The following is a 16,029-nucleotide window of genomic DNA, read 5'->3' on the forward strand; positions in this document are numbered from 1 at the left end:
TGTGCTGTACACGCTGCTGTTGTACGGCTGCTGTATACAATGGGACGGTCACCTGATCGAACCAACTCTGCCTGACGCAGAGCTGGCGCGACCGTATGGCGGCCGGGCTGCACCTGTTCGACGGCTCCGGTATCTACCGCAGTCCGCGCAAGAGGACAGCTCTCGGCGCCCGTACCCGCCCTTGCACGGGGGGCCGCGCCACCAGGCGGCAGAAAGGCACGGGCCGTGGCACCCACGGTCACCGAGTCGAAGACGACGCGAGAGACGAAGCGGCGCCCGGGATACGGGCAACTGCTGCGCACCCGCGGCGCCTGGACCTTCCTGGTCCCCGGCTTCGCCGCCCGCCAGCCCTTCGCGATGCTGACGATCTCCATCGTCCTCCTCGTCCAGCACACCACCGGCTCCTACGGGGCCGCGGGCGCCGCCGCGGCCGTCACCGGCGTCTCCATGGCGCTGTTCGCCCCCTACAGCGGACGGCTCGCCGACCGCCACGGGCAGCGCGCGGTCCTCGTCCCCGGCGTCCTGGTCCATGTGCTGTCGGGGCTGGCCCTGACGGGACTGGCACTGGCGGACGCGCCGTTGTGGGCGCTGTTCGCGGCGGCGGTGCCCACCGGCGCCTCGGTGCCGCAGATCGGGCCCATGGTCCGCGCCCGCTGGGGCGTACGGCTCAAGGGGTCGCCGCTGATGTCCACCGCGGCGGCCTTCGAGTCCGTCACCGACGAGCTGACCTTCGTCGTCGGCCCGCTCCTGGCCACCGCCCTGTGCACGGCCCTGCACCCGGCCGCCGGGTTGGTCACGGAGGCCGCGCTGACCCTGCTGGGCGGCCTGCTCTTCGCCGCGCAGAAGCGCACCCAGCCGCCCGTCGGCACGGACGGCGCCGCCGGGCAGGACGCGGGGCAGGACGGCGGGCACGCGCGCGTGGAGCACGTTCCGGCGCTGCGCGTCCCCGGGGTGCGAGTGCTGGCCGTGACCTTCCTGGGCATCGGTTCCGTCTTCGGCGGCATGCAGGTCGCGCTGGCCGCGTTCACCGAGTCGATCGGCGAGCCCGGCCTGAACGGCGTCCTGTACGGCACCTTCGCCGCGGGCAACATGCTCTCCGGCGTCGTCTGCGGCGCCGTCGCCTGGAAGGCGGCCCCGCAGCGGCGCCTCCTCGTCGGCTACACCGCCCTGGCCCTGACCGCCTCCGGCCTGTGGGCCGCGCAGTCCGTGCCGCTCCTCGCGGGCCTCGGCCTGCTCGTCGGCATGTGCATCGCGCCCACCCTGATCACCGGCTACACCCTCGTCGAGTCCCTGGTCCCGGCCGGGGCGCGCACCGAGGCGTTCACCTGGCTGACCGGCGCGGTCGCGCTCGGCCAGGCGGCCGCCGTCACGGTCGCCGGACAGCTGGAGGACAGGGTCCGGGAAGGCGCCGGGTTCCTGGTGCCGATGGGGGGCACGGTGCTCGCCCTGCTGACCCTCGTGGCGCTGCGGTCCCGGCTGACGGCTCGGCCGTCCGGGCGGACCGTGACACGTGGCGTCGGTCACCGCGAGCCCGCCGCAGTGGACTGATCCCGAGGAATACGTCACTATGGACCGTCGTTAGCACTCATCGAGTGAGAGTGCCAGGAGGAAGACAGTGCCGACGTACCAGTACCAGTGCACCGAGTGCGGCGAGGGCCTCGAGGCGGTGCAGAAGTTCACCGACGACGCCCTCACCGAGTGTCCCGCCTGCAGCGGGCGCCTGAAGAAGGTCTTCTCGGCCGTCGGCATCGTCTTCAAGGGCTCCGGCTTCTACCGCAACGACAGCCGCGGCTCGTCGTCCAGCAGCTCCCCGGCGTCGTCCACCAAGTCGACGTCCTCCGACACGAAGTCGTCCTCGTCGTCCTCCGACTCCAAGTCGTCGGGCACGAGCACCTCCTCCAGCAGCAGCTCCGCCGCCTGAGGACCCTTTGCGCGCAAGGCCCTGCCGTCGTCCGACGGCGGGGTCTTCGGCATTGACGGGGGCTTTGGCGTTGACCGGGGGGCTTCGGCGTTGACGGGGGGCTTCGGCGTTGGGGGGGCATCGGTCGTGACGGCGGTGGTCATCGGTCGTGACGGCGGGGTCTTCGGCTTGACGGGGCGGGCTAGGGTGCGGTCCATGGCGAACAAGGCGAACGCCGAGATCGGCGTGATCGGCGGCTCCGGTTTCTACTCGTTCCTCGACGACGTGACCGAGGTCCGGGTGGACACCCCCTACGGGGCGCCCAGCGACTCGCTCTTCGTCGGCGAGGTCGCCGGCCGGCGGGTCGCCTTCCTCCCCCGGCACGGTCGCGGCCACCACCTGCCGCCGCACCGGATCAACTACCGCGCCAATCTGTGGGCCCTGCGCTCGGTCGGCGTGCGCCAGGTCCTCGGCCCCTGCGCGGTCGGCGGGCTGCGCCCCGAGTACGGGCCCGGGACGCTGCTCGTGCCCGACCAGTTCGTCGACCGGACCAAGTCGCGGATCTCCACGTACTTCGACGGGCTGCCGCTGCCCGACGGCACCCTGCCGAACGTGGTGCACGTGTCGCTGGCCGACCCGTACTGTCCCGCCGGGCGGTCCGCCGCGCTGAAGGCGGCGCGCGGCCGGGACTGGGAGCCGGTGGACGGCGGCACCCTCGTCGTGGTCGAGGGGCCGCGCTTCGGGACGCGCGCCGAATCGCTGTGGCACCGGGCGCAGGGCTGGTCGGTGGTGGGCATGACCGGGCATCCGGAGGCCGCGCTCGCCCGTGAGCTGGAACTCTGCTACACGTCGCTGACCCTCGTCACCGACCTCGACGCGGGCGCCGAGACCGGCGAGGGCGTCTCGCACGACGAGGTGCTGCGGGTGTTCGCCGCCAACGTGGACCGGCTGCGGGGTGTCCTGTTCGACACGGTGGCCGCGCTGCCCGCCGACGGGGCGCGAGACTGTGCGTGCGGGCGGGCCCTGGGCGGGATGGATCCGGGGATCGTGCTGCCGTGACGCCGGGGCGGCGAGTACGTCGGGGGTTGCGGAACGTCCCCTTCGAGTGAGCGAGTTTTCCACAACCCGTCGGTAGTACACGGGCCTCGGCGAGCGGCGACGCGAAGCCTCATCGTGGTGTCCGCAAGCCGGTCCCTCGTCGCAGGTGGTGGTCACCGTGTCCTACAACCGCTCCTCCTCTTCCGCTCCTTCTTGGGCTTCTTCGCGGGCTTCTTCGCACTCGTCGTCGCCCTCGGCCCTCTCCTCCCCCGCTCCCCGTCCGCCGGGGACGGACGCCCCGCCCACGTGCGAGGTGCCGCACTTCGCGCCGGTACGGGTGCGCGGCGGACGCCACCCGTTGCAGCGGCTGCTGCGGCACCGGCGGCGTGCCGTGGCCGCCGGGCTGGCCGTCACCGCCGCGGCCCTGGTGGCGGCGGGCCCGCACACGGCCGCCGACACCCGCGACGGTCGGCGTGCGCGGGGGCATCCGGTGACCGGTCAGCCGTCGCAGCGTCCCGTCCCACGGATGGTGTCGGCGCCGGTGCGGATCGCCGACGCGGAGACGGTGCGGCTGCTCCGGCCCGGCGACCGCGTCGACGTCGTGGCGACCGGCGCGGGGGCCGGCGGTGCGGACGGTGTCGCGGGCGGCGTCACGGGCGACGTCACGGGAGGTGCGGCCTCGGTGATCGCCCGGGGTGCGCGGGTGACCGAGGTGCCGGAAGTCCTGGACCCGGGCGGTGCAGGCGGGGCGCTGGTGGTGCTCGCGGTGCCGCGCGACACGGCGGCCCGGCTGGTCGGCGCGGGAGCGGGGTCCCGGCTGGCGGTGACCCTGTGCTGAGTCCGGCGCCGACGACCGCGTCGCGCCCCTCGTTCGGACGGCCCGATTGGACAGGGCGGCCCAACGCTGACGTAGGTTGCGGAGCGTTTTGTTCCACAAGCTGTTCATGCGAGGAGTGCGCCCGAGGTGAGCGAGAAGAATCCAAGTGTCTGGCAGGGCTTCAAGGCCTTCCTGATGCGCGGGAACGTCATCGACCTGGCCGTCGCGGTGGTCATCGGCGCCGCCTTCACCAACATCGTGAACTCGGTGGTGAAGGGGGTCATCAACCCGCTCGTCGGGGCATTCGGCACCAAGAGCCTGGAGCACTACAGCTCGTGCCTCAAGGCCCCCTGCAAGGTGGCGGACGACGGCACGGTCACCAGCGGTATCCCGATCATGTGGGGCTCCGTCCTCGGCGCCACGCTCACCTTCTTGATCACCGCGGCCGTCGTCTACTTCCTGATGGTGCTGCCCATGTCGAAGTACCTGGCCCGGCTGGAGGCCCGCCGCAAGGCCAAGGAGGGCACGCAGGAGGTCATCGAGGTGACCGAGCTGGAGGTGCTGAAGGAGATCCGGGACGCGCTGATCGCACAGCGCGGGTCGGGGCACGACCAGCGGTAGGCCGGTCGCCGGTGTGGCGATCGTCGATACGGCGGTTGGCGGGGCACCGGCTTCCGGTGCGGCGATCGTCGATACGGCGGTTGGCGGGGCACCGGCTTCCGGTGCGGCGGTCGTCGGTGCGCCGGTCACCGCGGGCCGACCCGGGCGCTCAGAGGTGGTGCGGCGGCTTCTCGTCGAGGAAGCGCTTGAGATCGCCCGCCGGGTCCCCGTCGGCCGGCCGATCGCCCCACCCGCGGTCGGTGTCGTCCGCGGACTGCTGGTCCAGCGGGTCGTCGAAGATCAGCGCCGGCTTGGGCGCGCGCGGCTCGGGGGCGGGGTCGGGGGCGGTGCTCATAGGTCCAGGGTACGGCGCCCGCGCTGGACCACACTGGCGTCATGACAGTTGACGCATTGACGGACGTCGCCGGTGTGCGGGTGGGCCACGCGACGCGGACCGGTGACGGGTGGCTCACGGGCACGACGGTCGTGCTCGCGCCGGAGGGCGGTGCGGTCACCGCGGTGGACGTGCGCGGCGGCGGGCCCGGCACCAAGGAGACCGACGCGCTCGATCCGCGCAACGTGGTGCAGAAGGTGGAGGCCCTCGTCCTGACCGGCGGCAGCGCCTACGGCCTGGACGCGGCGTCGGGCGTGATGGCCTGGCTGGAGGAGCGGGGACGGGGCGTGCGCGTCGGGCCGGACCCCTCGCACGTGGTGCCGGTCGTGCCGGCCGCCTGTGTCTTCGACCTGGGGCGCGGGGGCGATTTCCGGGCCCGGCCGGACGCGGCGACCGGCCGGGCGGCGGTGGAGGCGGCTGCCGCGAGCGCGCCGGGCGCCGCTGTGGCCGAAGGGTGCGTGGGGGCCGGTACGGGCGCCGCACTCGGTCTGCTGAAGGGCGGGGTCGGCACCGCGAGCACCGTCGTGGGCTCGGGGTTCACGGTGGCGGCGCTGGTGGTGGCCAACGCGGCGGGATCGGCGCTGGATCCGGAGAGGGGGGTGCTGTACGGGGAACTGCTGGACGGACGTGTGGAGTATCCGGCGGCGCAGGTGCGGGAGGCCGCGCGGCGGCGCCTGGCCGAGGCGGCGGAGAGGAACACGCTGCCGCCGCTGAACACCACGCTCGCCGTCGTCGCCACGGACGCCGGCCTGTCCAAGGCACAGGCCCAGAAGCTGGCCGGCACCGCGCACGACGGCATCGCCCGGGCCGTACGTCCGGTGCACCTGCTCAACGACGGGGACACGGTGTTCGCCATGGCGACCGGGGAGCGTCCGCTGGACGCCGGGCAGCCGCTCGCCCTGAACGAGCTGCTGGCGGCCGGCGCGGACATGGTGACGCGCGCGATCGTACGGGCCGTGCGCGCGGCCGACCCGGTGGACGGCGTGGGCGGGACGTGGCCGTCGTACCGGGAGCTGTACGGGACCGGTAGCTGAGGCCGGGACACCGGGAGACTGCCCCCGGTCGGCTGCGGGGCACCGGCTCCGTCGCATTGTCGCGGTTCTGTCACGCGGTGACCTCCGTCGGGAACGGCGGGAACCCGACCGGCACCGGGTTCGCTCCTCCTCCACGTACTGGAACGGATCGCGTACTTCCCACGAACCTGGAGCAGCCCGTGACAACGCCGGACATAGCAACGCGGCGGCGCGCACTGGGGGCCAGTGCCGTCCTGATGGTCGGCGCTCTCGCCCTCACCGCCTGTGGCGGCGACGCCAGCGCCGGCACCGACACCGGCGCCGAGAAGGCGAGCGCCGGGATCGCCATCTCGGCGAAGGACGGCTCGACCGGCGCGTCGATCAACAGCACCGGCGTCGAGGTCAGCGACGGCACGCTGACCGACGTACGGATGACGGCGGTGGAGTCGGGTGCGGAGGTGCCGGGGGCCGTGGCCGGGGACGGGGCGAGCTGGAAGCCGAAGGAGCAGCTGGAGCGCGGGACGAAGTACCGGATCACGGCGACGGCGAAGGCGGACGACGGCAAGAAGCTGTCCGCCGGCTCCACCTTCACGACCGTCTCCGAGGAGAACAGCTTCATCGGCACGTACACGCCGGACGGCGGGGCGACGGTGGGCGTCGGCATGCCGGTGTCGTTCACGTTCGACAAGGCGATCACCGACAAGAAGGCCGTGCAGTCGGGCATCGAGGTCACCTCCAGCAGCGGGCAGAAGGTGGTCGGGCACTGGTTCGACTCGCAGCGGCTGGACTTCCGGCCCGAGGAGTACTGGAAGGCCGGCTCGAAGGTGACGACCAAGATCGACCTGGACGGGGTCGAGGGCGCCGACGGCATCCAGGGGGTGCAGAAGAAGACGTTCACCTTCACCGTCGGCCGCTCCCAGGTCTCCACGGTCGACGCCGCGACCCAGACCATGACGGTCGTGCGCGACGGCAGCACCGTCAGGACGGTCCCGATCTCGGCGGGCAGCCCGGAACACACCACCTACAACGGGCAGATGGTGATCTCCGAGAAGTTCGAGGAGACCCAGATGGACAGCCAGACGGTCGGGCTGGGCAGCGAGTACAACATCCCGGACGTGCCGCACGCGATGCGGCTGACGACCTCCGGGACCTTCGTCCACGGCAACTACTGGTACAGCAGGAGCAATCCGCCCTTCGGCAGCCAGGGCACCAGTCACGGTTGCGTCGGCCTGGCCGACGTGCAGGGCGCGCAGGGCGACACCGAGGCCGCGTGGTTCTACGACAACTCGCTCATCGGGGACGTCGTGATCGTCAAGAACTCGGCGGACAAGACGGTCGCCCCGGACAACGGACTCAACGGCTGGAACATGGCGTGGAGCGAGTGGATCGCCGGAAGTGCCGTCTGAGCAGCGGATTTTGAGCACACGCGGCCCCGCGCGGGAACTTTTCGCGCGGGCCGCGTGTTTTTCATGCGTACGTTTTCCCGGTTCCTGGACACGATGTCCGACCGAGGGGCTACGGTATGCACTCACCAGGTGACATGCAGCAACGCCGGGAGAGACCTTGAGCGTTCCGTACGAGACCGCAGCGTACGAACCACCCGAGTCGCCCGAGTCTCCTCAGGAGCACCTCGCGCGACTGCTCGGCCGCGCCCTGAACTCGTTCGAGCTGCCCGACGACACGCTCGGCGCACTGGAGTGCGCGCTGGCGCACGACGCCTCGCTGCACTCCGCGCACCACAGCGCGGGCCTGCACCGTGAGACGTACCGGCACACCTGGCTGCTCGCCGACGGCTCGGCGCTCACCCTCTGGGAGCTGGTCCACAACACCACCCCGGGCGGCGCGGCGCAGCACGAGGTCTACGTCGACGAGGAGGAGCTGCGCACCGCCACCGCCCGGCTCCCGCTGCCGCCGGACACGGCGGAGTTCGAGCTGCCGGTGGTGGTGCAGGTCGAGCTGTCCCCGGTGCCCGTTCCGCGGCTCGGTTATCTGTCCGAGGGTTCGGCGGACCACGCGCGCCGGTTGCTGCGCCGCGCGGAGAACCCGGACCGGCCCGGCGCCGACACCGCCGAGCGGCTGGCGACGGCGTGCGCGCACCGGATCACGCAGGCGTTCGGCCGCCCCAGCCGCGCGGGCCGCGCCGGGCTGCCGTTCTCGCTCTACGAGCACGCGTTCCTGCTGCGGGGCGGCGAGGAGGTCTCCCTCTGGGAGGTCGAGCACACGGCGACGCCCGACGGGCGGCACATGTGCGAGGTGTACGTCAGCGAGGACGCCGCCCGGTGTGCGATGGAGCGGCGGGCGGCGCGGCTGTCCTGACGCCGGCCGGGCGGGCGGTGCCCGCCACGGCACCGCCCGCCCGGTGGTCCTGCTGCGTACTGCTGGTCGCGTCCCCTACGCCCGCACCGGCGCCTGCGTCGTCTTCGCCACCGCCTCCGCCGCGGGTGCCGCCGGCGCGGTGCCGTCGGGGGTCCCGGCGGCCGGCGCGCCCGGGGTCCGGGTGCGCAGCCCCTTCAGCAGGACCACCAGGGCGGTGGTGACGCAGACGCCCGCCGCGACCGCGACCAGGTACAGCAGCGGGCTGCCGATCAGCGGGACCACGAAGATGCCGCCGTGCGGGGCGCGCAGGGTGGCGTCGAAGGTCATCGACAGGGCGCCGGTGAGCGCGCCGCCCACCATGGAGGACGGGATGACCCGCAGCGGGTCGGCGGCGGCGAACGGGATGGCGCCCTCGGAGATGAAGGACGCGCCCAGCACCCAGGCGGCCTTGCCGTTCTCCCGCTCGGTGGCGTCGAAGAGCTTGCCGCGCACGGTCGTCGCCAGGGCCATCGCCAGCGGCGGGACCATGCCGGCCGCCATCGCCGCCGCCATGATCTTCATCGCCGAGTCGCTGGGGTCGGCGACCGCGATGCCGGCGGTGGCGAAGGTGTAGGCGACCTTGTTGACGGGGCCGCCGAGGTCGAAGCACATCATCAGGCCGAGCAGGGCGCCCAGCAGCACGGCGTTGGTGCCGGACAGTCCGCCGAGCCAGTCGGTCATCGCCTGCTGCGCGGAGGCGATGGGCTTGCCGATCACCACGAACATCAGGAACCCGACGACCGCGGCGGAGATCAGCGGGATGACCACGACCGGCATGATGCCGCGCAGCGGGGCCGGGATGCGTACCCGCTGGATCGCCAGGACGACGGCGCCGGAGAGCAGTCCGGCCGCCAGTCCGCCGAGGAAGCCCGCCTCGATGCTCAGCGCGATGGAACCGCCGACGAAGCCGGGGACGAGACCGGGCCGGTCGGCCATGCCGTAGGCGATGTATCCGGCGAGTACGGGAACGAGGAAGCCGAAGGCCACGTTGCCGATCTGGAACAGCAGCGCCGCCCAGCTGTCGGCCTGGGTCCACAGGAAGTGGTCCATGACCGAGGGGGCCTTGTTGATCTCGTAGCCGCCGAGCGCGAAGCCGAGGGCGATGAGGAGGCCGCCGGCGGCGACGAACGGGACCATGTAACTGACGCCGGACATCAGCCACTTGCGGAGCTTGCTGCCGTAGCCCTCGTGGGAGTCGCCGGTGCGTTCGACGGGGGTCGCGTCCGAGGTGACCTCGCCGCGGGCGGCCTTGGCGCGGACCTCGGCGATCAGTTCGGCGGGCCGGTTGACGGCCGCCTTGACGCCGGTGTCGACGGTGGCCTTCCCGGCGAACCGGGCCTTGTCGCGTACGGCCACGTCGTGGGCGAGGATGACGCCGTCGGCGGCCTCGATCAGGGCCGGGTCGAGGCGGGTGAATCCGGCCGAGCCCTGGGTCTCGACGACGAGTTCGACTCCGGCGTCGCGGGCCGCGTTCTCCAGCGCCTCGGCCGCCATGTAGGTGTGGGCGATGCCGGTGGGGCAGGAGGTGACGGCGACGATACGGAACGGGGCCTCGGCCGTCGGCGTCGCGGAGGACGCTTCGGGCGCGGAGGACGCTTCCGGCGCGGAGGACGCTTCCGGCGCGGAGGACACTTCCGGCGCGGAGGGTGCCTCGGGTGCGGAGGCCTGCGGTGTCGCGTCCCCCCGGATCAGCGCCACCACCGCGCCCGCGTCCCGTGCCGCCCGCAGGGCGTCCGTGAACTCGGTGTTCATCAGCTGCCGGGCGAGCGAGGAGAGGATCGTCAGGTGGGCGTCGTCGGCACCGGCCGGCGCGGCGATCAGGAAGATCAGGTCGGCCGGTCCGTCCGGCGCCCCGAAGTCGATGCCCCGCGCGCTGCGCCCGAAGGCGAGCGTCGGCTCGGTGACGTGCGCGCTGCGGCAGTGCGGGATGCCGATGCCGCCGTCGAGGCCGGTCGGCATCTGCGCCTCCCGGGCGGCCACGTCGGCGAGGAAGCCGTCCAGGTCGGTCACCCGGCCCAGCGCCACCATCCGCTCGGCGAGCGAGCGGGCCGCCGCCTCCTTGCTGTCGGCGGACCGGTCCAGGTCGAGGTCGACCAGGTCGGCGTTGATCAGGTCGCTCATCGCGGGCTCCTTCGCGGGTGTCATGACACCGGTTCCTTCAGGGGGCGGTCCACCGGCACGTCGGCCGTGACCGTGACGGCCGCCGGGTCCAGGTCGGCCGGGGCCGGCATCACGCTGCCGGGCAGGCCGACGGCCGCCGCGCCGTGCGCGACCGCCGAGGCCAGCGCCTCGGGTCCGGTGCCGCCCGCGGTCAGGAACCCGGCGAGCGAGGCGTCACCGGCGCCGACGTTGCTGCGGACGGCGGCCACCGGGGCGGCGCCGAACCAGGTGCCCGCCTCGGACACGAGCAGCTGGCCGTCGGCGCCGAGGCTCGCCAGGACCGCCCGGGCGCCCAGCCCGCGCAGTTCCTCGGCGGCCTCGACCGCGTCCCCGACGGTGGCCAGCGGGCGGCCGACGGCCTGGGACAGTTCCCCGGCGTTGGGCTTGACCACGTCGGGCCGCTCGGGCAGGGCGCGCAGCAGCGCCGGTCCGGAGGTGTCCAGGGCGATCCGGACGCCGGCGGTGTGGGCGCGGGCGACCAGTTCGGCGTACCAGGAGGGGGAGAGGCCGCGCGGCAGGCTGCCGCAGCAGGCGATCCAGTCGGCGTCGCGGGACTGGCGCCGTATGGTCTCCAGGAGAAGTTCGCGTTCGGCGTCCGTGAGTTCGGGGCCGGGCGCGTTGATCTTGGTGAGGACGCCGTCCGCCTCGGCGAGGGCGATGTTGGAGCGGGTGGCCCCGGCGACCGGTACGGCGGCGACCTCGATGCCCTGCGCGTGCAACAGGTCGGCGACGAGGGCGCCGGGTGCCCCGCCGAGCGGCAGGACGGCGACGGTGCGGCGGCCGGCAGCGGTGACCGCGCGGGAGACGTTGACGCCCTTGCCGCCGGGGTCGACGCGTTCGCCGGTGGCGCGGACGACCTCGCCCCGGTCGAGGGAGGGGACCTCGTAGGTGCGGTCCAGGGACGGGTTGGGGGTGACGGTGAGGATCATGCGCGTACCACTTCCGTGCCGCCGCGCTCGATGGCGGCGGCGTCGTCCGGGCTCAGCCCGCTGTCGGTGATCAGCAGGTCCACGTCCGGCAGGCCGCCGAAGCGGGCAAAGTGCTCCTGCCCGTACTTGGTGGAGTCGGCGAGCAGCACCACGCGGCGGGCGGCGGCGACGGCGGCCCGCTTGACGGCTGCCTCGGCGAGGTCGGGGGTGGTCAGGCCGTGCTCGGCGGAGAAGCCGTTGGCGGCGACCAGGGCGACGTCGGCGCGGATCTCGCCGTACGCGCGCAGCGCCCAGGCGTCGACGGCGGCGCGGGTGCGGTGCCGGACGCGTCCGCCGACCAGGTGGAGCTGGATGCCGGGGTGGTCGGCGAGGCGGGCGGCGGTCGGCAGGCTGTGCGTGACGACGGTGAGCGACGCCTCGGACGGTACGGCGGCGGCCAGCCGGGCCACCGTGGAGCCGGCGTCCAGGATCACGGTGCCGTCGGCCGGCAGTTCCGCGAGGGCGGCCTTGGCGATGCGGTCCTTCTCGTCGGCGGCGGTGGTCTCGCGCTCGGCGAGGTCCGGTTCGAAGTCGAGGCGTCCGGCGGGGATCGCGCCGCCGTGCACCCGGCGGAGCAGTCCGGCCCGGTCCAGGGCCTTCAGGTCCCGGCGGATGGTCTCCGCCGTCACCTGGAACTCCTCCGCCAGCGACACCACGTCCACCCGGCCGCCGTCCCGGGCGAGCCGGAGGATCTCCTGCTGCCGCTCCGGTGCGTACATGTCCGTCTGCCTCCGGTCCTGCCCGAACGTGTGGTTTCGGAGGGAAGGTTATGTCCGGTGGCCTGGAAAGTAAACAGGTTCGGGCACGTTCGGGCATGCTCGGACATGAACAGGCATGACTGCCTCCCACCCCACCACCCGCACCACCCCCGTCACCCGCGCCATCCCCGTCACCCCTGCCACCCGCACCACCGGCCCCCGACCACCGGCCACCCACCACCACGGCATCACCGGCACCCCCACCACCGGCAACGATTCCCGTCCGCCCGCCCCTCCCCCGCTCAGCCGGCCGTGTCGGTGAGCGTCTCCCACGGGAAGCCGTGCAGCGTCTCCAGATGGCGCAGCGCCACGGCGAGGGGGCTGCGGCCGGCGTTCCCCGGCTGTTCGTCGGCGGCCCACTGCTCCACGGCCACCCGTAGGGCCGCCACGGCCACGGCGGCCGGGAACCTCAGCCGGTGGGAGGCCACCAGACGCGCGGCAACGTTGTCGTCGCCGCGGGCCACGCGGACGGCCAGCACCTGGGCGAGGGGGCATTCGGAGGTGTGGCAGACCTCCGCCCACACCTTCCGCAGGGCCGGGCTGGTCCCGGCCAGCCGGATCAGCGCGCGCGTCCACTCCCAGGAGGCGGCCGACACCTCGGCGCCGGGCGTCAGCATGTGCCGGGTCGCGTGGTCGAGGGCCTCGGGCGGGGACAGTTCCGCGGGGGCGTCCCGGACCGCCTCCGCCCAGAGCTGGGCGCCCGCCGCGTAGAGCGGGGCCACGGCCTCCTCCTTGGTGGCGAAGTAGCGGTAGAAGGTGCGCGGCGCGACCCCGGCGGCCAGGGCGATGTCCTCGGCGCGGGTGGCGCGCAGCCCCTGCCGTACGAAGAGCCGGGCGGCGGCCCGCGCGATCTCCATCCGCGTCTCGGCCTTGCGCCGCTCGGTCAGCGACAGGGTGGCCCCCGCGCCGGGGGCGGGAACGGCGGCCGGAACGGGGTCGGCGGGCCGGCGGGGATCGGAGGTGGTGCTGCTCACCTTCGTCAATTTATGCCTCTGTGGCAGAATCTGCCATCCGGCGGGCCACCCCGGGGTTCAGGTCCGGGGTGCCCCGCCTTCCAGGCGTGTTTGGCGGGCCGGGACAGCGAAGAGCCGGGCTCGGACGCCCGGGGGGAGAGCGCCGAGCCCGGCTGGGGACGTCCCGGCGCCGGGGGGAGTGCGGCGGGACGTGGTCTCGGGGGCCGGAGGACCGGCCCTCGGTCCTGACCCAAAGGTCTGGACCGATAGGCACGAACTGGGTACGTACCGGGTACGTACAGGGTGCGTACCGGGTACATACCGCGTCCGAACTACTGGTCCCTGAATGCTTGTTCCCAGGACCTGTCGTTTGAAGCAGCGTTACACGGCCATCTTCGCCGCCTTCGCGCGGCCTCGCACACCCGGCGTACGCCGGGTCTACGCCGCTGCCTCGAAGCCGGTGTCACGGGCCAGCTTCTTCAGCTCCAGCAGCGCGTGCTTCTCGATCTGCCGGATCCGCTCACGGGTGAGCCCGTGCTCCTTGCCGACCTCGGTCAGCGTACGCTCCCGGCCGTCCTCGATGCCGTACCGCATCTTGATGATGGAGGCCGTGCGCGGGTCGAGGCGGCCGATCAGGTCGTCCAGTTCCTCGCTGCGCAGCAGGGTCATCACGGACTGCTCGGGCGACACGGCGGAGGAGTCCTCCAGCAGGTCGCCGAACTGGGTCTCGCCCTCGTCGTCCACCGGCATGTTCAGCGAGACCGGGTCGCGGGCCCAGTCGAGCACGTCGGTGACGCGCTCCGGCGTGGAGCCCAGCTCGGCGGCGATCTCGGCGTGCTCCGGCTCGCGGCCGTGCTCCCGGGCGAACTCGCGCTGCACGCGGCGGATGCGGCCCAGCTCCTCCACCAGGTGGACGGGGAGCCGGATGGTGCGGGACTGGTCGGCGATCGACCGGGTGATGGCCTGCCGGATCCACCACGTGGCGTACGTGGAGAACTTGAAGCCCTTGCGGTAGTCGAACTTCTCCACCGCGCGGACCAGGCCGGCGTTGCCCTCCTGGATCAGGTCGAGGAGCGGCAGACCGCTGCGCGGGTAGCGGCGGGCGACGGCGACGACCAGGCGGAGGTTGGACCGGATGAAGACGTCCTTCGCCCGCTCGCCCTCGTCGACCAGCGCCTGGAGCTCCTCACGACTGGCGTCCGCCCCGGTCTCCTCGTAGCCTTCAAGAACCTGTCGTGCGAACACACCCGCTTCGATGGTCTGGGACAGCTCGACCTCCTTGGCGGCGTCGAGCAGCGGTGTACGCGCGATCTCGTCGAGGTACATGCCGACCAGATCGCGGTCGGCGAGCTCGCCGCCGTTGGCGCGGACGCTGGTTGCCGCGTCGCTCGTCTCGCCGTTGGCGGACTTACGACGGGCGACGGCACGGGTTGCCATGCGTGCTCCCTTGCGATGATGGTGTCAGCGGGTGGTTCAGGACTCCGGGCGCCCTCCCGGGCCGGCTCGGTGGTGCTTCCGGACTCTGGTCGGGTGCCCTGCATCCGATGGAAACAACGACTGGAATCCGGACAGAATTCCCAACCCGTCACCCCATTTTTCTGATCATGCAGTACCCTGTGCCGCCACACGAGGAGGCGTGATGCCGTCAGAGGGTGCTGAGGTCCAGGTCAGGCCGGGGGTCGAGGGGGACCTCGGAGCCCTCACCGATCTCTACAACCACTACGTGAGTGAGACGGCCGTCACCTTCGACACCCGGGTCTTCACCCCGCAGGAGCGCCGCCCGTGGCTGCTCTCCCACCCTGTAGACGGACCGCATCGCCTGATGGTTGCCACGGACACGGACACGGACACGGACCCGGGCACGGACGCACAGCGGATCCTGGGGTACGCCACATCGAGCCCCCTGCGCCCCAAGCCCGCGTACGCCACCTCCGTGGAGACCACGGTGTACGTGGCGCCGGGGGCCGGCCGCCGGGGCATCGGCACCCTGCTCTACGAGAGCCTCTTCGCGACCCTGGCCGGCGAGGACCTGCACCGCGCCTACGCGGGCATCGCCCAGCCCAACGAGGCCTCGGTCCGGCTGCACGAACGCTTCGGCTTCCGGTACGTCGGCACGTACCGGGAGGTGGGCCGCAAGTTCGGGCGGTACTGGGACGTCGCCTGGTACGAGAAGGAGCTCCAGGGGCCGGCCGGTCAGCCGAACTGAACCGACCGCTTCGCCAGCCCCATCCAGAACCCGTCGATCACCGACCGCTGGGTGTCCAGCTCGCCGGCCGCGTCCGCCGCGCCCAGCGTCACAAACAGCGGGGCGAAGTGCTCGGTGCGCGGGTGGGCGAGCCGGCCCGCCGGGGACTTGTGCCCAAAGTCGAGCAGGGCGTCCACGTCACCGGCGTCCAGCGCGCGCCGCCCCCAGTCGTCGAACTCGGCGGACCAGGCCGGGGTACCGGCCTGCCGCAGGGCGGCCAGGTTGTGGGTGAAGAACCCGGAGCCGAGGATCAGCACGCCCTCGTCGCGCAGGGGCGCCAGCCGCCGCCCGATCTCCATCAGCCGGGCCGGGTCGAGGGTCGGCAGGGAGACCTGGAGGACGGGCAGGTCGGCGTCCGGGTACATCTCGACGAGCGGGACGTAGGCGCCGTGGTCCAGGCCCCGGTCCGGGACGTCCTGCACGGGCGTGCCGGGGGCGCGCAGCAGCTTGCGGACGGACTCGGCGAGCGCGGGGGCACCCGGAGCGGCGTAACGCACCTGGTAGTAGTGCTCGGGGAAGCCCCAGAAGTCGTAGACGAGGGGGACGGTCTCGACCGCGCCGAGGGCGAGCGGGGCCTCCTCCCAGTGGGCGGAGACGACCAGGATCGCCTTCGGGCGCGGCAGCGCGGCGGACCAGGCGGCCAGCTGGCCGGGCCAGACGGGGTCGTCGGCGAGGGGCGGGGCGCCGTGGCTGAGGTAGAGGGCGGGCATGCGCTCCCGGGTGGCGGCGGTCATGGCGGCGGCTCCCTCACACATACTTGAAGTATCAAGCTTGTTCACGGAGAACAGTACGCTCCATTTGTTTAACCTTCAAGAAGCAGGCTCGTAC

General features: G+C 72.9%; 17 protein-coding genes. 10 read left to right on the forward strand and 7 right to left on the reverse strand.

Annotation, left to right across the window (positions count from 1 at the left end):
- The first annotated feature begins 225 nt into the window (after positions 1–225).
- The 5 genes from ACIQR3_RS11130 to mscL all read left to right on the forward strand — a co-directional run bounded on the left by ACIQR3_RS11130 (position 226) and on the right by mscL (position 4,376).
- On the forward strand, positions 226–1,548 hold the full coding sequence (locus tag ACIQR3_RS11130) for an MFS transporter (RefSeq protein ID WP_403537250.1): 1,323 nt from the start codon (positions 226–228) through the stop codon (positions 1,546–1,548).
- Positions 1,549–1,615: 67 nt separating this feature from the next.
- Positions 1,616–1,921: an FmdB family zinc ribbon protein gene (locus ACIQR3_RS11135; protein ID WP_403537253.1), complete on the forward strand. Its 306-nt coding sequence runs from the start codon at positions 1,616–1,618 to the stop codon at positions 1,919–1,921.
- 195 nt (positions 1,922–2,116) lie between these two features.
- Positions 2,117–2,959: an S-methyl-5'-thioadenosine phosphorylase gene (locus ACIQR3_RS11140; protein WP_403537256.1), complete on the forward strand. Its 843-nt coding sequence runs from the start codon at positions 2,117–2,119 to the stop codon at positions 2,957–2,959.
- A gap of 292 nt (positions 2,960–3,251) precedes the next feature.
- On the forward strand, positions 3,252–3,776 hold the full coding sequence (locus ACIQR3_RS11145) for a hypothetical protein (protein WP_403537258.1): 525 nt from the start codon (positions 3,252–3,254) through the stop codon (positions 3,774–3,776).
- A 126-nt stretch (positions 3,777–3,902) separates the two neighbouring features.
- Positions 3,903–4,376: a large conductance mechanosensitive channel protein MscL gene (gene mscL, locus ACIQR3_RS11150; protein WP_403537261.1), complete on the forward strand. Its 474-nt coding sequence runs from the start codon at positions 3,903–3,905 to the stop codon at positions 4,374–4,376.
- Positions 4,377–4,524: 148 nt separating this feature from the next.
- Here mscL and ACIQR3_RS11155 read toward each other — a convergent pair whose 3' ends face one another.
- Positions 4,525–4,710, reverse strand: a complete 186-nt coding sequence (locus ACIQR3_RS11155) for a hypothetical protein (protein WP_403537264.1) — start codon at positions 4,708–4,710, stop codon at positions 4,525–4,527.
- Positions 4,711–4,751: 41 nt separating this feature from the next.
- Here ACIQR3_RS11155 and ACIQR3_RS11160 point away from each other — a divergent pair, with 41 nt between their 5' ends.
- The 3 genes from ACIQR3_RS11160 to ACIQR3_RS11170 all read left to right on the forward strand — a co-directional run bounded on the left by ACIQR3_RS11160 (position 4,752) and on the right by ACIQR3_RS11170 (position 8,078).
- Positions 4,752–5,783, forward strand: coding sequence for a P1 family peptidase (locus ACIQR3_RS11160; protein ID WP_403537266.1), 1,032 nt, complete (start codon positions 4,752–4,754; stop codon positions 5,781–5,783).
- 179 nt (positions 5,784–5,962) lie between these two features.
- Complete coding sequence (locus tag ACIQR3_RS11165; RefSeq protein WP_403537268.1) at positions 5,963–7,168, forward strand: Ig-like domain-containing protein; 1,206 nt, start codon at positions 5,963–5,965, stop codon at positions 7,166–7,168.
- A 157-nt stretch (positions 7,169–7,325) separates the two neighbouring features.
- Positions 7,326–8,078: a DUF6227 family protein gene (locus ACIQR3_RS11170; RefSeq protein WP_403537271.1), complete on the forward strand. Its 753-nt coding sequence runs from the start codon at positions 7,326–7,328 to the stop codon at positions 8,076–8,078.
- A gap of 75 nt (positions 8,079–8,153) precedes the next feature.
- Here the strand turns inward: ACIQR3_RS11170 and ACIQR3_RS11175 are convergent, their stop codons facing one another.
- The 3 genes from ACIQR3_RS11175 to ACIQR3_RS11185 are packed head-to-tail and all read right to left on the reverse strand — an operon-like array spanning position 8,154 to position 11,964.
- Positions 8,154–10,238, reverse strand: coding sequence for a fructose-specific PTS transporter subunit EIIC (locus tag ACIQR3_RS11175; protein WP_403537789.1), 2,085 nt, complete (start codon positions 10,236–10,238; stop codon positions 8,154–8,156).
- A gap of 20 nt (positions 10,239–10,258) precedes the next feature.
- Positions 10,259–11,206 carry a 1-phosphofructokinase gene (gene pfkB / locus ACIQR3_RS11180; RefSeq protein WP_403537273.1) on the reverse strand — a complete coding sequence of 316 codons (948 nt, stop codon included), beginning with the start codon at positions 11,204–11,206 and terminating at the stop codon, positions 10,259–10,261.
- Positions 11,203–11,964 (reverse strand): DeoR/GlpR family DNA-binding transcription regulator, encoded by a 762-nt coding sequence (locus ACIQR3_RS11185; RefSeq protein WP_403537276.1) that lies wholly within the window; start codon positions 11,962–11,964, stop codon positions 11,203–11,205. Before ACIQR3_RS11185 ends, pfkB begins: the two co-directional genes overlap by 4 nt.
- Before the next feature lie 115 nt (positions 11,965–12,079).
- Here ACIQR3_RS11185 and ACIQR3_RS11190 point away from each other — a divergent pair, with 115 nt between their 5' ends.
- Positions 12,080–12,265: a hypothetical protein gene (locus ACIQR3_RS11190; RefSeq protein WP_403537278.1), complete on the forward strand. Its 186-nt coding sequence runs from the start codon at positions 12,080–12,082 to the stop codon at positions 12,263–12,265.
- Here the strand turns inward: ACIQR3_RS11190 and ACIQR3_RS11195 are convergent.
- Complete coding sequence (locus tag ACIQR3_RS11195; protein WP_403537790.1) at positions 12,246–12,860, reverse strand: TetR/AcrR family transcriptional regulator; 615 nt, start codon at positions 12,858–12,860, stop codon at positions 12,246–12,248. The genes ACIQR3_RS11190 and ACIQR3_RS11195 overlap by 20 nt on opposite strands.
- Positions 12,861–13,394: 534 nt before the next feature.
- Positions 13,395–14,393, reverse strand: coding sequence for an RNA polymerase sigma factor RpoD/SigA (locus ACIQR3_RS11200; RefSeq protein WP_403537281.1), 999 nt, complete (start codon positions 14,391–14,393; stop codon positions 13,395–13,397).
- Positions 14,394–14,595: 202 nt separating this feature from the next.
- Between ACIQR3_RS11200 and ACIQR3_RS11205 the strand changes: the two genes are divergently transcribed.
- Positions 14,596–15,162, forward strand: a complete 567-nt coding sequence (locus ACIQR3_RS11205; protein ID WP_403537284.1) for a GNAT family N-acetyltransferase — start codon at positions 14,596–14,598, stop codon at positions 15,160–15,162.
- Here ACIQR3_RS11205 and ACIQR3_RS11210 read toward each other — a convergent pair.
- The gene (locus ACIQR3_RS11210) at positions 15,150–15,935 is read right to left on the reverse strand and encodes a dioxygenase (protein WP_403537286.1); all 786 of its coding nucleotides are present in this window, start codon (positions 15,933–15,935) and stop codon (positions 15,150–15,152) included. The genes ACIQR3_RS11205 and ACIQR3_RS11210 overlap by 13 nt on opposite strands.
- Positions 15,936–16,029 lie beyond the last annotated feature (94 nt).

Source organism: Streptomyces sp. NPDC090994, assembly GCF_044768905.1.
Lineage (GTDB): Bacteria > Actinomycetota > Actinomycetes > Streptomycetales > Streptomycetaceae > Streptomyces.

Bases quoted from the DNA above. Each gene is read 5' to 3' on its own strand.
- ACIQR3_RS11205 (WP_403537284.1), top strand. From the start codon at position 14,596: ATGCCGTCAGAGGGTGCTGAGGTCCAGGTCAGGCCGGGGGTCGAGGGG.
- ACIQR3_RS11160 (WP_403537266.1), top strand. From the start codon at position 4,752: ATGACAGTTGACGCATTGACGGACGTCGCCGGTGTGCGGGTGGGCCAC.
- pfkB (WP_403537273.1), bottom strand. From the start codon at position 11,206: ATGATCCTCACCGTCACCCCCAACCCGTCCCTGGACCGCACCTACGAG.
- ACIQR3_RS11190 (WP_403537278.1), top strand. From the start codon at position 12,080: ATGACTGCCTCCCACCCCACCACCCGCACCACCCCCGTCACCCGCGCC.
- ACIQR3_RS11185 (WP_403537276.1), bottom strand. From the start codon at position 11,964: ATGTACGCACCGGAGCGGCAGCAGGAGATCCTCCGGCTCGCCCGGGAC.
- ACIQR3_RS11155 (WP_403537264.1), bottom strand. From the start codon at position 4,710: ATGAGCACCGCCCCCGACCCCGCCCCCGAGCCGCGCGCGCCCAAGCCG.
- ACIQR3_RS11195 (WP_403537790.1), bottom strand. From the start codon at position 12,860: ATGGAGATCGCGCGGGCCGCCGCCCGGCTCTTCGTACGGCAGGGGCTG.
- ACIQR3_RS11200 (WP_403537281.1), bottom strand. From the start codon at position 14,393: ATGGCAACCCGTGCCGTCGCCCGTCGTAAGTCCGCCAACGGCGAGACG.
- ACIQR3_RS11175 (WP_403537789.1), bottom strand. From the start codon at position 10,238: ATGAGCGACCTGATCAACGCCGACCTGGTCGACCTCGACCTGGACCGG.
- ACIQR3_RS11210 (WP_403537286.1), bottom strand. From the start codon at position 15,935: ATGACCGCCGCCACCCGGGAGCGCATGCCCGCCCTCTACCTCAGCCAC.
- ACIQR3_RS11140 (WP_403537256.1), top strand. From the start codon at position 2,117: ATGGCGAACAAGGCGAACGCCGAGATCGGCGTGATCGGCGGCTCCGGT.